The sequence below is a fragment of the Gordonia sp. G4 genome (genome assembly GCF_057770005.1).
This window is the reverse complement of record NZ_CM173442.1, coordinates 78,824-98,274: the sequence shown is the minus strand read 5'-3', so window position 1 is coordinate 98,274 and position 19,451 is coordinate 78,824. Positions and strand designations below refer to the sequence as shown.

The 19,451-nt window shown below is 68.4% G+C and carries 19 protein-coding genes and 1 pseudogene; 6 read left to right on the top strand and 14 right to left on the bottom strand.

Going from position 1 to position 19,451, the window contains the following annotated elements; all coding sequences use genetic code 11:
• The first annotated feature begins 160 nt into the window (after positions 1-160).
• Positions 161-1,510: a fatty acid desaturase family protein gene (locus AC3B5T_RS00430; RefSeq protein WP_488358099.1), complete on the top strand. Its 1,350-nt coding sequence runs from the start codon at positions 161-163 to the stop codon at positions 1,508-1,510.
• Between the two features lie 72 nt (positions 1,511-1,582).
• A complete protein-coding gene (locus AC3B5T_RS00425; protein WP_488358098.1) occupies positions 1,583-2,782 on the top strand; it encodes a fatty acid desaturase family protein in 1,200 nt (399 codons plus the stop codon).
• A 12-nt stretch (positions 2,783-2,794) separates the two neighbouring features.
• Here AC3B5T_RS00425 and rsgA read toward each other — a convergent pair whose 3' ends face one another.
• From rsgA to AC3B5T_RS00405, 4 genes are all read right to left on the bottom strand, one after another.
• Positions 2,795-3,844: a ribosome small subunit-dependent GTPase A gene (gene rsgA / locus AC3B5T_RS00420; protein ID WP_488358096.1), complete on the bottom strand. Its 1,050-nt coding sequence runs from the start codon at positions 3,842-3,844 to the stop codon at positions 2,795-2,797.
• A 22-nt stretch (positions 3,845-3,866) separates the two neighbouring features.
• The gene (gene aroA / locus AC3B5T_RS00415) at positions 3,867-5,165 is read right to left on the bottom strand and encodes a 3-phosphoshikimate 1-carboxyvinyltransferase (RefSeq protein ID WP_488358094.1); all 1,299 of its coding nucleotides are present in this window, start codon (positions 5,163-5,165) and stop codon (positions 3,867-3,869) included.
• Positions 5,166-5,268: 103 nt separating this feature from the next.
• Positions 5,269-5,652 (bottom strand): VOC family protein, encoded by a 384-nt coding sequence (locus tag AC3B5T_RS00410; RefSeq protein WP_014927770.1) that lies wholly within the window; start codon positions 5,650-5,652, stop codon positions 5,269-5,271.
• Entirely contained in the window at positions 5,653-5,886 is a 234-nt protein-coding gene (locus AC3B5T_RS00405; protein WP_010844631.1) for a hypothetical protein, read from the bottom strand.
• 154 nt (positions 5,887-6,040) lie between these two features.
• On the opposite strand from AC3B5T_RS00405, the gene AC3B5T_RS00400 reads away from it, so the two are divergent.
• Complete coding sequence (locus AC3B5T_RS00400; protein WP_010844630.1) at positions 6,041-6,418, top strand: cupin domain-containing protein; 378 nt, start codon at positions 6,041-6,043, stop codon at positions 6,416-6,418.
• Between the two features lie 28 nt (positions 6,419-6,446).
• Here the strand turns inward: AC3B5T_RS00400 and AC3B5T_RS00395 are convergent, their stop codons facing one another.
• Positions 6,447-8,156, bottom strand: a complete 1,710-nt coding sequence (locus AC3B5T_RS00395; RefSeq protein ID WP_010844629.1) for a nucleobase:cation symporter-2 family protein — start codon at positions 8,154-8,156, stop codon at positions 6,447-6,449.
• 76 nt (positions 8,157-8,232) lie between these two features.
• On the opposite strand from AC3B5T_RS00395, the gene AC3B5T_RS00390 reads away from it, so the two are divergent.
• A complete protein-coding gene (locus AC3B5T_RS00390; protein ID WP_488358093.1) occupies positions 8,233-8,766 on the top strand; it encodes an NUDIX hydrolase in 534 nt (177 codons plus the stop codon).
• A gap of 32 nt (positions 8,767-8,798) precedes the next feature.
• Here the strand turns inward: AC3B5T_RS00390 and AC3B5T_RS00385 are convergent.
• From AC3B5T_RS00385 to AC3B5T_RS00375, 3 genes and pseudogenes are all read right to left on the bottom strand, one after another.
• A pseudogene (locus AC3B5T_RS00385) lies at positions 8,799-9,413 on the bottom strand (TetR/AcrR family transcriptional regulator); the annotation flags it as partial.
• Between the two features lie 41 nt (positions 9,414-9,454).
• Positions 9,455-11,287 (bottom strand): hydroxysqualene dehydroxylase, encoded by a 1,833-nt coding sequence (locus tag AC3B5T_RS00380; RefSeq protein WP_488358091.1) that lies wholly within the window; start codon positions 11,285-11,287, stop codon positions 9,455-9,457.
• Positions 11,288-11,403: 116 nt separating this feature from the next.
• Complete coding sequence (locus AC3B5T_RS00375; protein WP_488358090.1) at positions 11,404-11,640, bottom strand: hypothetical protein; 237 nt, start codon at positions 11,638-11,640, stop codon at positions 11,404-11,406.
• A gap of 112 nt (positions 11,641-11,752) precedes the next feature.
• Here AC3B5T_RS00375 and AC3B5T_RS00370 point away from each other — a divergent pair, with 112 nt between their 5' ends.
• Positions 11,753-12,019 carry a hypothetical protein gene (locus tag AC3B5T_RS00370; protein WP_010844625.1) on the top strand — a complete coding sequence of 89 codons (267 nt, stop codon included), beginning with the start codon at positions 11,753-11,755 and terminating at the stop codon, positions 12,017-12,019.
• 57 nt (positions 12,020-12,076) lie between these two features.
• On the opposite strand, the gene AC3B5T_RS00365 is transcribed toward AC3B5T_RS00370, so the two are convergent.
• Positions 12,077-12,508 carry a chromate resistance protein ChrB domain-containing protein gene (locus AC3B5T_RS00365; RefSeq protein ID WP_488358089.1) on the bottom strand — a complete coding sequence of 144 codons (432 nt, stop codon included), beginning with the start codon at positions 12,506-12,508 and terminating at the stop codon, positions 12,077-12,079.
• Positions 12,505-12,981 (bottom strand): Chromate resistance protein ChrB, encoded by a 477-nt coding sequence (locus tag AC3B5T_RS00360; RefSeq protein ID WP_488358088.1) that lies wholly within the window; start codon positions 12,979-12,981, stop codon positions 12,505-12,507. Before AC3B5T_RS00360 ends, AC3B5T_RS00365 begins: the two co-directional genes overlap by 4 nt.
• A gap of 172 nt (positions 12,982-13,153) precedes the next feature.
• On the opposite strand from AC3B5T_RS00360, the gene chrA reads away from it, so the two are divergent.
• Positions 13,154-14,614, top strand: a complete 1,461-nt coding sequence (gene chrA / locus AC3B5T_RS00355) for a chromate efflux transporter (RefSeq protein ID WP_488358087.1) — start codon at positions 13,154-13,156, stop codon at positions 14,612-14,614.
• Positions 14,615-14,623: 9 nt separating this feature from the next.
• Here the strand turns inward: chrA and AC3B5T_RS00350 are convergent, their stop codons facing one another.
• From AC3B5T_RS00350 to AC3B5T_RS00335, 4 genes are all read right to left on the bottom strand, one after another.
• The gene (locus tag AC3B5T_RS00350; RefSeq protein WP_488358086.1) at positions 14,624-16,129 is read right to left on the bottom strand and encodes a PH domain-containing protein; all 1,506 of its coding nucleotides are present in this window, start codon (positions 16,127-16,129) and stop codon (positions 14,624-14,626) included.
• On the bottom strand, positions 16,116-16,628 hold the full coding sequence (locus AC3B5T_RS00345) for a PH domain-containing protein (RefSeq protein WP_488358085.1): 513 nt from the start codon (positions 16,626-16,628) through the stop codon (positions 16,116-16,118). Before AC3B5T_RS00345 ends, AC3B5T_RS00350 begins: the two co-directional genes overlap by 14 nt.
• A gap of 96 nt (positions 16,629-16,724) precedes the next feature.
• Positions 16,725-17,486: an SDR family NAD(P)-dependent oxidoreductase gene (locus tag AC3B5T_RS00340; RefSeq protein WP_439029673.1), complete on the bottom strand. Its 762-nt coding sequence runs from the start codon at positions 17,484-17,486 to the stop codon at positions 16,725-16,727.
• A 64-nt stretch (positions 17,487-17,550) separates the two neighbouring features.
• The gene (locus AC3B5T_RS00335; RefSeq protein WP_488358084.1) at positions 17,551-19,401 is read right to left on the bottom strand and encodes an acyl-CoA dehydrogenase; all 1,851 of its coding nucleotides are present in this window, start codon (positions 19,399-19,401) and stop codon (positions 17,551-17,553) included.
• Positions 19,402-19,451 lie beyond the last annotated feature (50 nt).

Here is a 19,451-nt window from a genome sequence, read left to right as displayed (position 1 = left end):
TCCCGGGCCGGGTGAGCCCCGTCGAAGCCCTCGTCACACTCACTGGACACATCGCCGTCGCTAACCTACGCTTGCGTAAGTTACGGAAACGTAGGCGTAGGCAGCGGTCACCGGCGCACCTCGAATGCGCGCGACCGACCACCGGCGAAGGGAACCACACATGGCGATCTCCGACATCCCCGAATACGCACATCTGACCGAATCCGACGTGGCCGCTCTGGGAGCGGAGCTCGACGCGATCCGCGCCGACATCGAAGCCGACCGCGGCGAGCGAGATGCGCGATACCTGCGCAACACGATTCGTTTCCAGCGCGGTCTGGAGGTTGCCGGTCGTGCCCTGCTCTTCGGCTCGACCCGTCGATCGGCGTGGTGGGCGGGTGCCTGCACGCTCGGCGTCGCCAAGATCGTGGAGAACATGGAGCTCGGGCACAACGTGATGCACGGGCAGTGGGACTGGATGAACGACCCGGAGGTGCACAGCACCACGTGGGAGTGGGACAACACCGACCCGTCGGCGCACTGGAAGCACACCCACAACTACATCCATCACAAGTACACGAACGTGCTCGGCATGGACGACGACGTGGGCTACGGTCTCCTGCGCGTCACCCGCGATCAGCGGTGGCGTCCGTTCAACTACGGAAACCTGGTCTACAACACGATTCTCGCGCTGGCCTTCCAGTACGGGGTCGCCGTGCAGCACCTCGAGCTGGGCAAGAAGCGCAAGACCCCCGAGGCGCAGGAGGAGTTCCGGCGCAATCGCAACGATGTGCTGTCGAAGATCGGCAAGCAGGTCGCCAAGGACTATCTCGCGTACCCGGCGCTGGTGAGTGCCGCCACGGGGCACAAGGTCGGGTACGGCCGCGCGTACGCCAAGGCCGCGACCGCGACCGCGCTCGGCAACGTGATCCGCAACGTGTGGAGCAACGCCGTCATCTTCTGCGGACACTTCCCCGACGGCGCGGAGAAGTTCACCAGGCAGGACATCGACAACGAGACGCAGGCCGAGTGGTACCTGCGCCAGATGCTCGGCAGCGCCAATTTCGACGCCGGATTCGCCCTCGCCTTCATGAGCGGCAACCTGTCGTACCAGATCGAGCACCACATCTTCCCGGACCTGCCCAGCAACCGGTACGCCGAGATCGCGGTGCGGGTGCGGGCACTGTGCGACAAGTACGACCTGCCGTACACCTCGGGACCCTTCCCGGTGCAGTACGCGAAGGCATGGCGGACGATCGCCAAACTGTCGCTCCCGGACAAGTACCTCTCCGCGACCGCCGACGATGCGCCCGAGACGGCGTCGGAACGTCGCTTCAAGCAGGGGCTCCCCGACGGTGCCCGACTGCAGGCGACGGTCGACGAGACGACCGGTGCCCGCCGCGGGCTGCGCTCGGCGATCGACAGCCTGCGCTCCCGGCGACGGGACAAGCTGGTCCGCTCGCTGCGCAGCCGTCCGGGCCGTGCCGATGTGTCCGAGGGCAACGTCCGCCGCGACGACGAGGCCGCCTGATCCGCGCAGGTCAGACGGTTGCATTTGTCAAACAAACCGCATGTGCGGACGGCGAGGGCATAATGAGGCGTAATGGCAATCACTGACATCAACGAGTACGCGCACCTGACCGACGCCGACGTGGAAGCACTCGGCGCCGAGCTCGACGCGCTCCGTCGCGAGATCGAGGCGGACCGCGGGATGCGTGACGTCCGATATCTCCGGCGGACGATCTTCGCGCATCGCGCCCTCGAGGTCGCGGGTCGCGCCGCGCTGCTGGGCAGCCGCTCCCGGCCCCTCTGGCTGCTCGGTACCGGTGCCCTCGCGCTCTCGAAGATCATCGAGAACATGGAGCTCGGGCACAACGTGATGCACGGGCAGTGGGACTGGATGAACGACCCGGAGGTCCACTCGACCACCTGGGAGTGGGACATGGTGTGCGCCTCGCCGCACTGGAAGCACTCCCACAACTACATCCATCACAAGTACACCAACGTCCTCGACATGGATCACGACGTCGGGTACAAGACGCTGCGTGTCACTCGCGACGAGCCCTGGCAGCCCAAGATGCTGTTCCAGCCGCTCACCAACATCGTGCTCGCCGCGTTGTTCGAGTGGGGCATCGGCCTGCACGACCTCGACCTGAAGGACGCGCTCACCGGGAAGAAGTCCCGAGAGGTGGCTCTCCCGCAGCTGAAGGTCTTCGCACGCAAGGTCGGTAAGCAGCTGGCGAAGGACTACCTCCTGTTCCCGACGATGTCGGGCCCGAACTTCAAGCACACGCTGACGGCGAACCTCACCGCGAATCTGATCCGCAACGTGTGGGCCTACGTGGTGATCTTCTGCGGGCATTTCCCGGACGGCGCGGAGAAGTTCACCGCGGACACGCTCGAGAACGAGACGCAGGGTCAGTGGTACCTGCGGCAGATGCTCGGCACGGCGAACTTCAACGCCGGCCCCGCCATGGCGTTCTTCAGCGGCAACCTGTGCTATCAGATCGAACACCATCTGTATCCGGATCTGCCGAGCAATCGGTACGCCGAGATCGGCGTCCGGGTCCGCGAGCTGTGTGACAAGTACGACCTCCCGTACACGACCGGATCGATTGTCGTGCAATACCTTCAGACGTTGCGCACGATCAACAAGCTCTCGCTGCCCGATTCGTTCCTACGCGCGACGCCCGACGACGCGCCGGAAACCGCGTCGGAGAAGCGTTTCGCGGGGATGACGCCGCGCGCGAACGGTCTCAAGACCGCCATCCGCGAGCTGCGCGCCCGTCGACGTCGGCGCTGACGGCTCGCACCGTCAGTGCGGCTGCTGGGACTCCGGGGACCGGGGCTCCTCGACCGGTTCACCTTCGCCGCCGCTGACCGCCACCAGTAGGTGGCGCACCGCCATGGCGCGTCGGTATGAGTGACCGGCGAGCTCGTCCAGTCTGCACTCCGGGTCCGCCGGCGGGCCCAGATGGGTACAGCCCCTGGGGCATTCGGCGATGGCGGACTGCAGATCGTCGAAGGCGGCGACGATGTCGTCGGGTCCGACGTGCGCGAGTCCGAAGGACCGGATGCCGGGGGTGTCGATCACCCAGCCGCGCGGGCCGGTGTCCTCGGGCAGTGCCAGTGCCACCGACTGTGTCGAGGTGTGCCGGCCCTTGCCGACTCCCGACACGACGCCGGTCGCTCGATATGCATCCGGCACAAGGCGATTGACCAGTGTCGACTTGCCCACCCCGGAATGGCCGATGAACGCGGTGATCCGGCCGCGCAACGTCGCGAGGATCTCGTCGAGCGGGTCGTCGCGACCCGCGCACACCACCGGTAGGTCGAGATCGGCGAAGGCCGCGGTGAACTCGGTCGGATCGGCGAGGTCCGACTTGGTCAGGCACAGGATGGGGGACAGGCCGCCCACATACGCCGCTGCCAGCGCGCGTTCGACGAACCCGGTGCGCGGCGGTGGATCCGCCATGGCGGTCACGATGAGGAGCTGGTCGGCGTTCGCCACGACGATCCGCTCATAGGGATCGGAGTCATCTGCGGTGCGACGCAACACCGTTCGACGATCAGCGACCCTGACGATCCGCGCCAGCGAGTCGGGACGGCCGGACAGGTCGCCCACCACGGACACGTCGTCGCCGACGACGATCGGCGTGCGCCCCAGCTCGCGAGCCCGCATGGTGACGACGCGTCGGGCCGGGTCGCCGCCGAGTACCACGCCCCAGCGGCCGCGATCGACCGACACCACCATCCCCTGCTCGGCGTCGTCATGCGAGGGCCGCTGTTTGGTGCGCGGCCTGGTGCCTTTGCCCGGACGGACCCGGACATCGGATTCGTCGTAACTCGCGGCCCGGCGACTCACCGGGAGGCCCGTTCCCGTCGGGTCATAGGCCCTCGATCATTTTCTGCCACATGGCCGGGAAGTCGGGCAGCGTCTTGCTCGTCGTCTCGATGTCGGCGACGATCACGCCGGGCGTCACGAGGCCGATGATCGCGCCCGCGGTCGCCATCCGGTGATCGGCATAGGACTCCCATGTGCCCCCGTGTAAGGGGGCGCCGGCGGTGCCGGTGATGCGGAGGCCGTCGTCGGTCTCGGCACACGTCCCACCCAGGCGGGTGATCTCCGTGGTGAGTGCGGCGAGCCGATCGGTCTCGTGCCCGCGGAGATGGGCGATCCCCGACAGCACCGACTGCCCGTCGGCCAGCGCGCACAGCGCGGCGATGGTGGGGGTGAGCTCGCCGATGTCACGGAGGTCGAGGTCGACCGCCTTGAGTACCTCGGGTCCGCGAACCGACAGCGTGCCGTCGAGATGCTCCACGGCGCAACCCATCGCGGCCAGCACGTCCGCGATCCGCGCGCCGGGTTGGGTGGTCACGGCGGGCCAGTACGGCACTCGGACGGTTCCGCCGGTCACCGCCGCCGCGGCGAGGAATGCGGCGGCGTTCGAGAGGTCGGGTTCGACCGTCCAGTCGACGGCCGCGATCGGTCCGGGTGCGACACTCCAGACATCGGGTCGGGAGGTGTCGACGACGACTCCGGCCGTCGCCAGCATGTCCACGGTCATGTCGATGTGCGGGGTCGACGGGACGGCCGGCCCGACATGCCGGACCACGACGCCGGCGTCGAATCGGGCCGCCGACAACAGGAGTCCCGACACGAACTGCGAGGACCCGGACGCGTCGATGGTGACCTCGCCGCCGGGAACGGTCCCGCTGCCGTCGATGGTGAACGGCAACCGGTCACCGTCGACGGCGACGCCGAGTCGGCGCAGTGCGTCGAGGATCGTGGTCTGTGGCCGCTCGCGCGCATGAGGGTCGCCGTCGAAGAACACTCGGCCGGTGGCCAGGGCGGCGGCCGGAGGGAGGAAACGCATCACGGTCCCGGCGAGGCCGCAGTCCACCGCGGCGCCGTGGAGGGGTCCGGGTACGACAGAGACGGTGGTCTCGCTGGCGGGGTCGATCCTGATCTCGGCACCCAGTGCCTCCAGCGCGGCCAGCATCAGATCGGTGTCGCGGCTCCGGAGCGTTCCGCGGACGGTGGACGGTCCATCGGCGAGGGCGGCGAGGACGAGTGCACGGTTGGTGATCGACTTCGAACCCGGCAGCTCCACTGTCGCGTCCAGGCCGCGTCCGGCGGGCGCATCGTGTCCTCCGGTGACCGTCGGCGCGTTCCAGGAACTCATGGCGTCCAGTCTGTCATGGTGCGTGCGCGACCTCGGTCGCCGATCGACCCGGAGGCCCGGGTCCGCCGGACGTCCTGCCGCGTGCGGTGAGCGGTGTGGACGGCTATCGCGTGTCCTTGCGCAACGGGTGATCGGCGGGGATCTGGACGACGATGAGGGTGCGGCCGTCCGGATCGCTCGCGTGCATCTCGATCAGACCCCAGGGCTCGGTGCGCGGTTCGCGGGTGACGGGGACGCCGCGCTCCCGAAACTGCTCGGCGACGGCCTCGGCGTCGCGGACTTGCAGCCAGAGAACGGAATCGCTCGTCGCAGGGGGTGCGTCGGTCGCCATGTGTGTCGAGATCTCGATGAGTCCGTTGCCCGCGAAGAAGACGACGCCACCCGGATACTCGCGGTGCACCGGCAGCTCGAGCCGGTCGCGGTAGAAGGACTGCAGGCGTTCGGGATCGGCCGAGAGCAGGAGCACCCGGCTGGACAACACCTCCATCTACTGCCCCTCGGTGCTGCCGGCCGAACCGCCGAGCGCGTGGCCACGATTGACGTCGCTTCCGTGACTCGCCGCGTCGTAGGCCGCGCGTTCGCGAGCGAGTCGGTCGGTCTCGCCGATCGGTGCCGAATCGCCGAACGCGAACGCGGAATCGTGGGGCCACTCGTGCGGGAGATCGGGGTCGACGATGTCCGCATCGTCGTGTGCCGGGTCGGGATCTTGTCTGGAGGACATGGCTTCCACGATAGGCCGAACCGGAGCCCTCGCGGGGGATCCACGACCGACGTGCTTCGATGCGCGATCGTGCGGTCGTCGCAGTACAACCGCAAGGTCGCGGGCCTAGCGTTGTCCTGGTCGGGCGTCCAGCACGCGATCACCGGGAGGGATCATGACCAGCACCGAGCACCGAACCGAACACCGAGCCTTCGCCGAACCCGACGAGGTACGCACGTTCGGGCACGGCCAGATAGACATAGTCAGCGTGGGGCATTCGGACATCGGCCGGATGACCCTGCAGCCCGGCTGGAGGTGGTCGGTCGACGTCAAACCGATCGCCGGCACCGAGCTCTGCGAGGCGCCCCACTTCCAGTACCACGCTGCCGGCGTCCTGCACGTCGTGATGGCCGACGGAACCGAGTTCGACGCGGGACCCGGGGAGATCACGTCCCTGCCCTCCGGTCACGACGCCTGGGTGGTCGGCGACGATCCCGTGGTCCTCGTCGACTTCTACGGCGCCAGCAACTACGCCAAGCAGCAGCACGGGTGACGCCCGTGCCTCGGGGGACGAAGCCGGGTCAGGACCCGCGCCGGGAGAATCCGCCTGAGGTGTAACCGTCCCAGGTGTCGAAGAGCCGCAACACCTTCGGGTCGCCGAGGCTCTTGATGTGGTCGGCCAGGTCCTTGGGCGTCGCCGGATTGGTGACGATGAACGGGTGCAGCGACGGGTCGTGTTCGGCCAGATAGCGGAGGGTGTCCGCCGGGGTGTCGGGGTCTGCGGCCGCCAGCGCGTCCCGGGGGTCGAAGGCGGCGGCACGAACGCCGTCGGCGCCGGAGAGGTCGGTTGTTCCATCGGGAGTCCCGACCACCGCGATGTCCCCGGTGTTGTGGTAATCGACCGGATCGGCGGAGACACTCCGCGTGTTCAACAGGAGGTTCAGCACGATCGCGGTGAGGGCGCCGGCGGAGATCCCTGAATGGAAGATGGTCTGGAACCAGTCGGGGAACTGGGCGTACAGATCGAGGACGACGTTGACCGGCTCCTCACCGAGTTCGCGGTCGGTGTAGTAGATCTTGGCCTCGGTCAGCATCGCCACACCCACGGAGATGGCGACGACCAGGATGTTGGTGTTGTTGAGCTTCGCCTTGGCGAGCGTCCGGATGCCGCTGGCCGCGACCATGCCGAACAGGGCGACCCCGGCGCCGCCGAGCACCGGCAGGGGTATGCCCTCGATGACCGCTGCCATCTTCGGCAGGAGGCCGAGGACGACCAGGATGATGCCCGCGCAGGTCGCGACGTGGCGGGTCTTCACGCCGGTGATCGCGACGAGGCCGACGTTCTGGGCGAACGCCGTGTACGGGAAGGTGTTGAACACGCCGCCGAGCGCGGTGCCCAGGCCGTCGGCGCGCATGCCGTCGGCGAGCTTGCGGGGTGTGATCTTCTCGTCGACGATCTCGCCGACGGCGACGATGTCCCCGGTGGTCTCGGTCATGATCACGACGCCGACGATGATCATCGAGACGATCGCGCTGATCTCGAAGGTGGGTGCGCCGAACTGGAACGGCTGCGGGATGCCGAGCCAGGGGTACTCGCCGACCTGATCCCAGTGCGTCATCCCGAACGGGATCGAGATCAGGGTGCCGGCCGCCAGGCCGAGCAGGATCGACACCCGCCGGATCGCCGGGGGCGCGAATCGCTCGATGCCGATGATGACGGCAAGGGTGAGGAAGCCGAAGGCGATGTTCTTCGGGTCGCCGAAGTCGGGACCCGCGGCGGTGCCCCCGCCGAACCAGCCTGCCGCCACCCGCATCAGGGACACCCCGATGATGAGGATGATGGTCCCGGTGACCAGCGGCGGGAAGAAGCGGATCAGTCGTCCGACGATCGGTGCGACCGCGATCATGAACACGCCGCACGCGATCACCGAACCGTAGATGGCGGTGATGCCGTACGACGTCCCGATGGTGATCATCGGTCCGACGGCGGCGAAGGTCACACCCTGCATCAGCGGGAGGCGCACCCCGAACCGCCAGAAGCCGACCGCCTGCAGGATCGTCGCGATGCCGGCGACGAAGAGGTCGGCCATGATCAGGTGCACGATGTCGCCCTGTTGGAGCTGACCCGCGCTCACCATCGCCCCACCGACGATGAGCGGTACCGCCACCGCTCCGGCGTACATGGCCAGCACATGCTGCAGGCCGAGGGGGAAGAGACGAACGAAGGGTGGGATCTCGTCCACCGGATGCGCGGCGGTCTTCCCGTTCTTGATGACGCCCAGAACCGACATGGGTCGATTTCTACGGCTCGCAGGTTTCCGGAATTGAGCAGCCGTGTATCGGCGGCGTTTCCGGCAAGATATATCGGTGACCGCCACCGCTTCCCGCCGCAGCGCGGGCATTCTGCTCTATCGCCGGGCGCCCGCGGACCGCGCCGGCGTCGAGGTCCTCCTCGTGTTCCCCGGTGGCCCGATCTGGGCGCGCAAGCCGGACGCGGGGTCGTGGTCGTTGCCCAAGGGGCTCGTCGAACCGGGGGAGGACGAGTGGGCCGCCGCCCGGCGTGAGTATGCCGAGGAGATCGGGAGCCCGGTACCGGATGGCCGGCCGATCGAACTCGGCGAGGTGACGCTCAAGAGCGGCAAGCGGGTCATCGGTTTCGGCGTGGCGGGTGACCTCGACGTCGCGTCTGTCGTCAGCAACACGTTCGATCTGATGTGGCCGCCCCGGTCGGGCCGGATGCGGGCGTTCCCGGAGATCGATCGCGCCGAGTGGTGTTCGACCGATCTCGCGCGGACCAGGCTCAATCCCACTCAGGTCCCGTTCGTCGACCGGCTGCTCGAGGCGCTGGCATCGTCCGGGGACGTGGCGGACTCGGGGGACCCGGCGGATCCGGCGGACTGAGACGACGACTCGGCGGACCGGGTGACCCCGGCGTCGCCGAGGAGGTACACGCGGGTGAGGTCCCGCCACAGGGGGAGGTGGGGATCGGTCGTCGGGTCGCGCTGGTCGATGAGGTAGGTCGTCGCCGCGCCGCGCATGCTTGTCAGGAGCAGCGGATACAGATCGGCGTAACGCGGCGACGCGGTGAGCTCGGGACCGAGGAAACCGGCCACCGCACGTCGCACGGTCTGGCCGATCTCACGCTCGGTCGGTAGCAGCGCCGTACGCAGATTGGCATTGGTCCGCGCGGCCACCCACAGTTCCATCGACGCGACGAAATACGGCTGGTGGAAGGTCGACCACCCGACGTCGGTGGCCAGCGCGATGCGCTGGATCGGATCTGCCGGCCAGTCCACGCGACTGGGCAGTTCGGCGATCCGGGTACGGGCGAGGTGTCCGACGGCCGCCATCAGCAGCGCGTCGCGCGAGGGATAGTGGTGCAACAACCTGCCCCGGCTGACGCCCGCCTCGTTCTGGATCGCGACCGTACTGGCGGCGGCGTACCCGCTGTCGACGAGGACGCGGATCGCGGCATCGAGGATGCGGGTCTGGGTGACCCCGCTGCGTTGCTGCCGCGCGCGCCGGGCGGCGCCGGGGGAGGTGGTCACGGAGGCATCGTAGTTCGGAGCGTCGCTGATTATCGACGGCCTCAGACGTCGAGGATGTGCGGGAGTCCCGCCCGGTAGCGATCGCGATCGATCTGTTTCAGCGGCTCGAGCATCGGCAGCTCCCAGAGCGGGAACACGGTGGCCGCGCGGGCGGGGCTGTCGGCGGCCGCGATGATCGCGTTGGTCACCCGACGCCCGGATTCGTTGGCGCCTTCCATCGTGGCGAGATCGATGTTGCTCCGGACGTGGTCGCCGCCGATGAACAGATTCGGGATGGATGTGTAGGCGTTCGGCCGGTTCTTGTACGAGCCGGCGGTGTTCACCATCAGCGGGGTGGCGTTGGCGATCGACGGCGACCAGGTGATGCCCGGGTCGAGGGACCAGGTGACGATCTCCTCCGACCGCAGGATCTTTCGCGACCCGGAGTTCATCGCGCGGCTCATCTGTGCCCACACCTCGCGCGCGATCTCGTTCCGGGTGCATTGCCTGGCGGGTTTGCCGTAGAGGATGCCCGGCTTCTCCCATTCCGAGATGTCGATGGACAGACAGTCTTTCACCCGGCCGTCCCCGTAGGTACGCGCGAAGTCGACGTTCCACGGACGGGCCTGGAAGAGTCCGGTCAGCGCCCACGGAGTACCCAGCGCCGCGATATGGCTCGGCGGCATGTCGGCGCGCCGGGAGAGGAAGTACTGGATGCCGACCATCCAGTCGTCCTTCAGGGCATGAATCCCGGCCAGCGACGGGTCGGCGCTGATCAGCTCGGGCGACAGCAGCGGGCTGAGCCGGTCGATCGGCATCGCGGCGACGTACCAGTCGGCATCCACCGACGCGCCCGAAGCGAGTTGCGCACCGCTGATCCGGCCGCGGGCGAGAGTCAGCCGCGCCAGACCGGTCCCCATCTCGAACCGGACGCCACGACGGCGGAGGTGGGCGACCCAGGGATCGATCCACGCATGGCTGGTGGGGCGGTTGAGGATCCGGTCGACTCCGCCGTGCACGAGCCCGGCGTCGTAGCCGCTGATCAGTCCGGTCGCCGACGTGGCCAGGGCGAGTCCGATCTGGCCGATGGTGCGGGCCGACGCGGTGTCCGGTTTGGCCGCGACGAGTGCTCGCGTGAGCGCTCCGACGAGGTATCGCTGGTAGGCCCGGGACTTGCCCTTGGACTTCACGAACTGCATCCAGGACTGGTTCTCCCACTGGCCGATCCGGCGCTCGGTGCAGCTCGTCGCGATGATCAGCTCGCGGGTGACGAAGAAGGCGAGTTCGGGAGGCGGGACATCGGCGACGAACTTCAGCCCGGTCATGAACGCGTTGCGCAGATTGTCCAGCGTCACCATCTCGGACGCGTGTTGGACAAAACCCATGATCGATGCCGGGGCGGTGGTCGGCGCGTATCCGGCGTCGTCGAAAGCGATCACCGCCGACTCGACGTCGACGAGATGACGATCCCGAACATTGCTCGCGCCCAGCGGAATTCGCTCCATGGTGTCCGGCACGTGCTGGTAGCAGCCGGGGAAGAAGCGGAAACCGTGCTCGCCGGGGAGCGCGAGGCGCCCGCCCCGCGCGGTGCCCGGGACGTCGTGGCTGTAGGCCTTGCCGCCGAGCCGGGACGGTTCGTAGACCGTGACCGCGAAGCCCCGTTCGACGAGCTCATGCGCCGCGGACAAGCCGGCCATCCCGCCGCCGAAGATCGCGACGTCGCGACCGCGCCCGCGGCCGTGACGTGGCACCGCCCGTGCGGTGGGTACGCCGACGCCCGGCAACGCCACCGCGGTTCCGGCGAGCACCGCGGCGGCCGCCGACCCGCGCAACGCGGATCGACGCGGAAAACCGTTCGGAGAGTTGAGTTTCGAGTTGGAATTGGCGTCCGTCATCCCCACGACCCCTTCGTCGACACGATCTCGGCCGACCGAGAACAGTCAGCGTTGACTCATCTGGTGTGATGTCTACCACAGCGCGAATGCGGGTCGGACGGTTTTGGCGAATCGTCTCAGTCGGTCGGTGTCGGCGTCCCTGCGGTGGGATCGCGGTCGGCCCACGCCGGCGGCTGGTCGCGCACGATGGTGAGGTGCGGCCGGGTTCCGGCGGTGGGTGCCGGGTCGGTGTCGACGCAGTCGGGACAGAAGTCGGTCAGGCCGGTGGTCGACCATCCGGCCGCTCCGAGCACAGCGTCGATGCGTGCGGCGCGCTGAACTGCGGATATCCCTCGTCCGCCGGTGATCCTCACCGATATCTCGGCCCCACATCCGTCACAGCGCACTCGTAGTGTTTCCCCCATGAATGCAGAATGGCACACTAGAAGATGCAGTTGATTGAACTTTTCGGGGGAAGAGAGCGCGATGTTCGTCACCACGCCGGCCGAGATCTTCACGGCCGCAGACAGGTCACGAGTGGCCGCGGCTCAGCGTCGGCGGCCGGAGGTGCGTCTCGACGGGGACCTTTGTGCGCGCATGCCGGCCGCCGCGTGGGCGGTCTATCTCGAGGCGCTGGACCTGCCGGACCTGGCGCAGCGGGTACGCACCCGGCTGCCCCTGTCCTACTCGGACCTGGCCGACCCTCCCGATGCACGGCGAGCAGGGTCCACGAGGCACCGGCGGGCATCGTGAGTGCCACTCGGAAGCGGTCTGTGCATCTACCACGACCGCGCCCCGTGGAGCACTCGCTCACGACGGTTCGCGGCCGGTGAGGGTGCGCTGGCGGTAGTACTCGTACAGGCCGTCGAAGATGGCGTCGGCGACCTGGAGTGTCCGGGTGTCGTCGCCGGAGAGTGACAACCCGCGGAGGACGACGTCGAGTCCCGGTGCCTCCGGGGCGTCGTACCGGTCGTCTTCGATGTCGGCCTCGTGGACGATCTCGGCGATCGCCCACAGGACGGGGTCGCTCAGGTCGTGCCTGCGCAGGATTGTCTCGAAGGTGCAGTCGCCGTCGTGATGGCCCAGCTCGACCCCGCGCATGTCGAAAGCGGTGGCATCCGAGGGGATTTCGGTGGGATCGGTGACGAAGACGAACTCCGCGGCGGGATCGACGTAACGGCGGATGAGCCATGCGCAGGCCGCCCGGTCGATGTGAACGCCGGCGCGCGTCGCCCACCTCATGACGGCCGCGCCGGTTCGGCCTCGACGACCTGGTCGGCCAGGGTGCGGAGCGCTTGGCGGGCGGTCTCGCGCGATTCGGTCGGAAAATGATCCCGGCGGGTGATCTCGCGGAACCTGCGACGCAGCGCGCCCAGCTGTTTGGCTGCGTCGGCGTGCTCGGCCACGTGTTGTGCCTCGGCCACGATCTCGGCGTACTCGGCGCCGCGCGCCTCCTGGAGTTCGGTCCGGATCCGTTCGAGCTCAGCCGGATTGGTGGGCGCGGCCTCCCAGACCTCGCCCGAGCCGCCGGCGCTGACCGCGTCCTCGGCCACCCATTCGAGTTGTTCGCGGGTTCGGGGGCTCGCGGGCAGCAGGACCACCCCGTCGGTCAGCTGGTATGCGCCGTACCTGCGGAGTTTGCGCCAGATCGCGATTCGCGGCGTCGACGGCTCCCGCGGTACCCGGTACACGAGCATCACCCAGGCTTCGGTCACCGATCACCTCCTCGACATGTCCATCAGATCATGCAACGGCAACCGATGTCGTGACCCGTCGCTCACCGTGCATCAAAACCTGGACAACTCGATTGTAACCGTGGTTGCATCTGCTGGAGTTGCACGACGGCCGTGGCACCAGAAGCCCGCGGCACGCGAGAGAGGGTTGGGTGTGGCGATGTCGGAGAGATCCGGTCTGCCCGGAGGTTCGGATTCGTCGAGGCGGTCGGAGGTGCCGTCGGAGCCGGTGGCCGGTGAGTCGGCTGCCGGTGGGACGGGCGCAGTGGTCGACCCGTCGGCGGGTGTGTCGTTGCGCACCGCGACCTGGGCGTGGTTCCTGATCTCGCTGCAGACCTTCGGAGGCCCCGCGGGCCAGATCGCGGTGATGCAGCGCGCGCTGGTCGACGACCGGCGCTGGATCGGTCAGCGCCGGTTCCTGCACGCTCTCAACTACTGCATGCTGCTGCCGGGACCCGAGGCGCAGCAACTCGCCATCTACGTCGGCTGGCTGCTCAACGGCACCGCCGGGGGATTGATCGCCGGCATCCTCTTCGTCTTGCCGGGCGCGATCGCGATCCTGGGACTCTCGGCCGTCTACGTCGCGTTCGGGGCAACCACCATCGTGGCCGCGCTGTTCGCCGGTATCGGCCCGGCAGTGCTGGCGATCGTCGCCCAGGCGGTCACCCGGGTCAGCAAGCGGGCACTCACCGGGCGTATCCAGATCGCCATCGCCGTCGCCGCATTCATCGCGCTCGCGGTCTTCGCCCTTCCCTTCCCGATCGTCATCGCGGTGGCCGGCCTCGTCGGCTGGTTGACCGGCCGCCACCATGTCACCGCCCGTGCCGAGACATCGGACGACGGGCCGGCGCCGGTCATCGCCGACGACGCGATCCACACGGCGTCCCCGAGCTGGCGTCGCGCCGCGATCGTGCTCGGCGTCGGTGTGCTGGCCTGGGTCATCCCGATGGGCATCGTCGTGGCAACCACCGGGACGGGCAGTGTGTTCACCCAGCAGGGCACGTTCTTCACCTGGACCGCCCTCATCACCTTCGGCGGTGCCTATGCCGTCCTGGCCTACATCGCCCAGCAGGCGGTCGACGTCTACGGCTGGGTCACCCCCGGTGAGATGGTGCGCGGACTGGGACTGGCCGAGACGACGCCCGGCCCCCTCATCATGGTCGTCCAGTTCGTCGCGTTCCTCGGCGCCTACCGCGATCCCGGCGGACTCGATCCCTGGGTCGCGGCGACCATCGGCGCGCTGTTGACCACCTGGGTCACCTTCGTGCCGAGTTTCGTGTTCATCTTCCTCGGGGCACCGTTCATCGAAAAGCTGCGCAACAACCGGCATCTCACGTCCGCGCTGAACGGCGTCACCGCGGCGGTGGTGGGCGTGATCGCGAACCTCGCCCTCTACTTCGCCCTGCACACGCTCTTCCGCGACACCACGGTCGTCACCGCCGGACCGCTGCACCTCGCGGTTCCGCACCTCGACACGCTGCGGCCGCTCGCGGTCGTGATCACGGTGATCGCCTTCGTCCTCATCTATCCGCTCAAGCAGTCCGTGCTCCGCACCCTCGGCGTCTGCGCGGTGCTCGGATTGCTCGCCGCCGCGGCCGGCCTGCCCCTGTACTGACCGTCGAGGTCAGCGTGTGAGGAACGGGCGGATCCAGTCGGGCGAGACGTCGTGGGCCACGGCCGCCGCGGTCTCCTCCTCGACGTCGACGAGCGCGTAGTGCTCGGCGCCCGCGGCCGTGGCGAGGATCAGCGTGGTCACGCCGCCCCGGCGTTGGAAGAGCGACGTGCGGCTGGCCCAGCCGATCACGCCGTCCCGGTCGACGACCACGCGTTGCCGGGCGACGCTCGGCGGGGCGATGACCACCGAGCGAGCCGTCAACCGATGTCCGAGATGACGGGCGCGGACGACGCCGAGTGCGGTCGAGAAGAGGACTGCGACGACTCCCACCACGAGCCAGGGTGCCGGGATGGCGCGGGTGACGACGGCGATGCCGATGACGACGAGTGCGGCGGCCCCGCACAGGAATCCGCGGTTGAGGCGGCGCAACCGGGCGGTGGTGCCGTGTCCGACGAGCGGTGTGGTCAGCTCGGCCCGTTCGTGGGTGACGAGTCCCGCGACGCGCATGGCCTCGTCGATGGGTGCCGGCGGGAGCAGCAGCGGGTGTTTGGTGCTGCCGGTGGCGATCGCCTGCAGCCGAGCACCTTTCAGTGGCCGCATGAGTACCGGCTCGGTGAGGTGACTGCCACGGATACGCCGCTCGTCGAAGCTGATCGCGTTGGTGGTGAGCAGTCCGCGTTCGGTGCGCAGGGTCCCGTCGGGATGGCGGAGGAGCCGGAAGTTCCAGTAGTTCAGGACGTACCCCAGGACCGACAGGACGCCGCCGACGATGATCACGAGGAGGCACGCCCCCAGGACGACGAATCCGATCGCGGTGTCGCGCACCGCGTCGACGGCGTCGCGCGCGATGCCGATCCCCTCGTCGAAGACCCCGGCGTCGTTGGCGATCTGCGCGGTGAGGCCGGCCGCGCCGGCGGCCAGCGCGAGCCCGGCGACCGAGAAGGGGGAGTAGCGCAGCCAGGAGGTCTGGAACCGGGCCAGCACCTCGGCTTCGGGTTCCGCGGCGGCCGGATCGTCGGGATGTGTCCCGTCGGCCGCCGATGACGGTCCCCGGTGGGTGCGCGTCGCCATCAGGTTGTCGTGCAGTGCCCGCGCCTGGTCCACGGGGAGAGCGGTGAGGACGACCGTCGACGACTCGTCGTCACCGCCGGTGCCGATCTTGACCTTCTGCAGTTTCAGCACGCGGTGCACCGGGGAGGCCGTGAGGTCGACGCTGCGGATCCGGTCCCGGCGCGCGGTCGCGACCTTGCGGGTGATCAGTCCGCTGCGCACCCGGACGTGTTCATCGGTGACCTGGTAGCGCGTGGTCAGCCAGGGCACCACCGTCACGAACGGCACGATCACCGCCGTGGCGATCAGGGTGAAGAGCGGTGCGCCCGAACCGGCGAAGACCAGCGCGATCACGACCGGCACCAGTGAGGGCAGGAGTTCGACGGGTTTGACCGCCATCATCCACGGCGACAGCCGGTGCCAGTCGTCGGGCCCGTCGACGGCGAACGGCTCAGGTCGCGTCATCGGTGAAAGCCTGTGTGCGGATGGTCAGGTCGGCGGCGGTCGTCCGCGCGACCTCGGCGTCGAGGCCGGCGATGTGGATGGTGCCGGCCGACGACGCCGTGGTGACGGTGAGAGTCGCCAGCCCGAGGAACTGCTCGAACGGGCCGGCCTCGGTGTCCACCACCTGTATTCGGGCGATCGGGATGATCACGCGGTGCCGGACGAACCAGCCCGATTGCGAGTACACCGCGTCCTCACTGACCTCCCACCGATGGAAGCGGTAGCGCCACTGCGGGACAACCGCGATGTAGGCGGTGGTCAGGACGGCGATGGCGACGGAGCCCAGCACGGCGGCCCATCGGGCCTCATCGACGACGACGGCCACGACTACGGCGGCGACGAAGGCCGCGCCACCGAGGACCAGCGGGCCGATGCGCCACAGGGTCTTGGCGCGCGGATCGACTCGGTTGACCGGCTCGCGCAGGGTCGGGTGCAGCTGTGGCCTAGATGAAGGGTCCATTGCCGTCAGTCTAGGGGTGGGAGAACCCTGCTCCCCGATTCCGTAGCGAAAGATGGCTTATAGCGCGCACTTTTGCTACGAAATCCCGGGCGGGGTCTAGGTGACCGTGATCCCGCCATCGACGGGGAGCGTCTGACCGGTGACGTATCCGGCGGCGGCCGAGGACAACCAGATCGCGGTGGCCGCGAGTTCTTCGCCGTGTCCGGTGCGGCCGAGCAGGACTCGCGGCATCTGTGAGTCGAGGTATCCGGGCTGGTAGGTGTCGGTCATCTCGCTCTCGAAGAAGCCGGGGGCGATGGCATTGACCCGAATGCCCTTGCGCGCGCCCCATTGCTGGGCGAGGTCTCGGGTGAGGCCGATGACGCCGGCCTTGCTCGCCGCGTAGGCCGCTTGCGGCAGCCCGGCGGTGGTGATGCCGAGGATCGACGAGATGTTGATGATGGCGCTTCCCGGCTGCATGACCCGCCCGCAGGCCTGGGCCATCCAGTACGAACCGTTCAGGTTGACGTCGATGACGCCTCGGAACTGTTCCGGGGTCTCGCGTGTCGCCGGGTAGGCGGTCCCGACGCCCGCGTTGTTGATGAGTACGTCGACTTTGCCGAACGTTTCCATGGCGGCGTCAACGACGCGCTGGCACTGTTCGGGTTCGGCGACGTCGGCGGGCACCACGAGTGCCTTACGGCCCAGGGCCTCGACGGCCGCCGCGGTGTCGGCGAGCTTCTCCGCCCGACGGGCGGCGAGGACCACGTCGGCGCCGGCCTCGGCGAATCCGCGCGCGAACGAGACGCCCAACCCGGACGACGCGCCGGTCACGATGACCACCTTGCCGGTGGTGTCGAACAGATCCATCACGGACATCGTTGTCTCCCTTGCATACTCACCGATGGGCCGGCGCGGTACGCCGGCCGTGGGGTGGAACTCGTCAGAACCAGGCCGGTTCGACGTCGAGTGTCGTGCTGTCGAGGGCCGTCAGCAGGTCGAGCTGCGGGCCGGTCTTGGGCAGTTCGTACCGGAAGAAGTACTGCGCCGCCGCGCGTTTGCCCTCGTAGAAGTCGCCGGTGCGGCCGTCGGCGGCCAGGAGTTGCTCGAGCCACACCCACGCGAGGACGATGTGCCCGGTGGTCTCGAGGTAGATCGTGGCGTTGGCCAGTGACAGCTTGGGGTCGTCGGCCGACCAGATGTGGGCGGTGACCTTCACCAGGCGGTCCACGGCGGACTGCAGGGTGTCGGCGTAGCCGGAGGCCGCGTCGACCTCGCGTGCACGGGTGATCGTGGCGCCGATGGTCTCCGCGAGCGCGGCGAGTCCGGCCCCGCCCTGCATGATCACCTTGCGGCCGAGCAGGTCGATGCCGTGGATGCCGTGTGCGCCTTCGTGGATCGGGTTCAGGCGGTTGTCGCGGTAGTACTGCTCGACATCGAACTCGCGGGTGTAGCCGTAGCCGCCGAGGACCTGGATGGCGAGACTGTTGGCCTCGAGGCACCACTGCGACGGCCAGCTCTTCGCGATCGGGGTGAGTACCTCGAGCAGCAGGTTCAACCGGGCACGTTCGTCGGCGTCCTGGGTGGTGGCCGCTTCGTCGACGAGGGTGCTGCAGTACAGCCCGAAGGCCAGTGCGCCCTCGACGTAGGACTTCTGGGCCAGCAGCATGCGTCGGACGTCGGCGTGTTCGATGATCGGAACCGGTTTGGTCGCAGGATCTTTCTGGTCGACTGGCCGGCCCTGTGTGCGCACCTTGGCGTAATCCAGTGACGCCCGGTAGCCGGCGTATCCCAGTGCGGTGGCGAGGAATCCGACGCCGATGCGGGCTTCGTTCATCATGTGGAACATGTAGGAGAGGCCGCGGTGTTCGTGGCCGACGAGGTAGCCCACAGCGCCGGGAGCGGAGCGAGCGGGCTGGTCGTCTGCAGCGCCGGGAGCGGAGCGAGCGGGCTGATCGTCTACAGCGCCGGGAGCGGCGTCTGTGGCGAACGTGCCGTCGCCGAAGTTGAGCAGGGTGTTGGTGGTGGCGCGGTTGCCCATCTTGTGGTTGAGGCCGACGAGTGCGACGTCGTTGCGGGTGCCGTCGGCGAGGTACTTGGGCACGATGAACAGCGAGATGCCCTTGACGCCGGGGCCGCCGCCGGGGATCTTCGCGAGCACGAGGTGGACGATGTTCTCGGTCAGTTCGTGGTCGCCGGCTGAGATCCACATCTTGGTGCCGGTGATCCGGTAGGTGCCGTCGCCTGCGGGTTCGGCCTTGGTGGTGATGTCGGCCAGCGACGACCCGGCTTGTGGTTCGGACAGGCACATGGTGCCCGAGAAGCGGCCGTCGACCAGCGGACGGACCCAGGTGTCGAGTTGTTCGGGGGTGGCGTACTCGGCGAGCAGGTTGGCGTTGCCGACGGTGAGGAAGTTGTACGACGACATCGCGGCGTTGGCGGCCTGGAACCACACGGCGGAGGCCTGGCGGATGACGGTGGGCAGTTGCATGCCGCCGAGTTCGTCGTCGAAGGAGGCCGAGATGAGACCGGCCTTGCGGTACTCGGTGAGGCCGGCGACGATCTCGTCGGGCAGGACGACCTTGCCGTCGTCGCCGATGTAGGGCTCGTTGGCGTCGCCGATCTTGTTGGCGGGTGCGAAGCACTTCATCGCGATGTCGGCGCTGAGTTCGAGCACGGCGTCGAAGGTCTCCCGCGAGTGTGCCGAGAAGCGCTCCCGCGAGGTCAGCGCCTCGACATCGAGCCATTCGTAGAGCAGGAACTCGAGGTCCCGCCGGGACATGGGTGTGGTCATCGCACTTCCTCGTCGGTCAGGTGGGCGGACGCTGGTACGCGGATGTCCGT

What these genes read in the sequence shown, in the direction of transcription:
- AC3B5T_RS00430 (WP_488358099.1), top strand. Translation starts at nt 161, where the DNA reads ATGGCGATCTCCGACATCCCCGAATACGCACATCTGACCGAATCCGAC.
- AC3B5T_RS00425 (WP_488358098.1), top strand. Translation starts at nt 1,583, where the DNA reads ATGGCAATCACTGACATCAACGAGTACGCGCACCTGACCGACGCCGAC.
- aroA (WP_488358094.1), bottom strand. Translation starts at nt 5,165, where the DNA reads ATGAGTTCCTGGAACGCGCCGACGGTCACCGGAGGACACGATGCGCCC.
- AC3B5T_RS00410 (WP_014927770.1), bottom strand. Translation starts at nt 5,652, where the DNA reads ATGGAGGTGTTGTCCAGCCGGGTGCTCCTGCTCTCGGCCGATCCCGAA.
- AC3B5T_RS00405 (WP_010844631.1), bottom strand. Translation starts at nt 5,886, where the DNA reads ATGTCCTCCAGACAAGATCCCGACCCGGCACACGACGATGCGGACATC.
- AC3B5T_RS00400 (WP_010844630.1), top strand. Translation starts at nt 6,041, where the DNA reads ATGACCAGCACCGAGCACCGAACCGAACACCGAGCCTTCGCCGAACCC.
- AC3B5T_RS00395 (WP_010844629.1), bottom strand. Translation starts at nt 8,156, where the DNA reads ATGTCGGTTCTGGGCGTCATCAAGAACGGGAAGACCGCCGCGCATCCG.
- AC3B5T_RS00380 (WP_488358091.1), bottom strand. Translation starts at nt 11,287, where the DNA reads ATGACGGACGCCAATTCCAACTCGAAACTCAACTCTCCGAACGGTTTT.
- AC3B5T_RS00370 (WP_010844625.1), top strand. Translation starts at nt 11,753, where the DNA reads ATGTTCGTCACCACGCCGGCCGAGATCTTCACGGCCGCAGACAGGTCA.
- AC3B5T_RS00365 (WP_488358089.1), bottom strand. Translation starts at nt 12,508, where the DNA reads ATGAGGTGGGCGACGCGCGCCGGCGTTCACATCGACCGGGCGGCCTGC.
- AC3B5T_RS00350 (WP_488358086.1), bottom strand. Translation starts at nt 16,129, where the DNA reads ATGACGCGACCTGAGCCGTTCGCCGTCGACGGGCCCGACGACTGGCAC.
- AC3B5T_RS00345 (WP_488358085.1), bottom strand. Translation starts at nt 16,628, where the DNA reads ATGGACCCTTCATCTAGGCCACAGCTGCACCCGACCCTGCGCGAGCCG.
- AC3B5T_RS00340 (WP_439029673.1), bottom strand. Translation starts at nt 17,486, where the DNA reads ATGTCCGTGATGGATCTGTTCGACACCACCGGCAAGGTGGTCATCGTG.
- AC3B5T_RS00335 (WP_488358084.1), bottom strand. Translation starts at nt 19,401, where the DNA reads ATGACCACACCCATGTCCCGGCGGGACCTCGAGTTCCTGCTCTACGAA.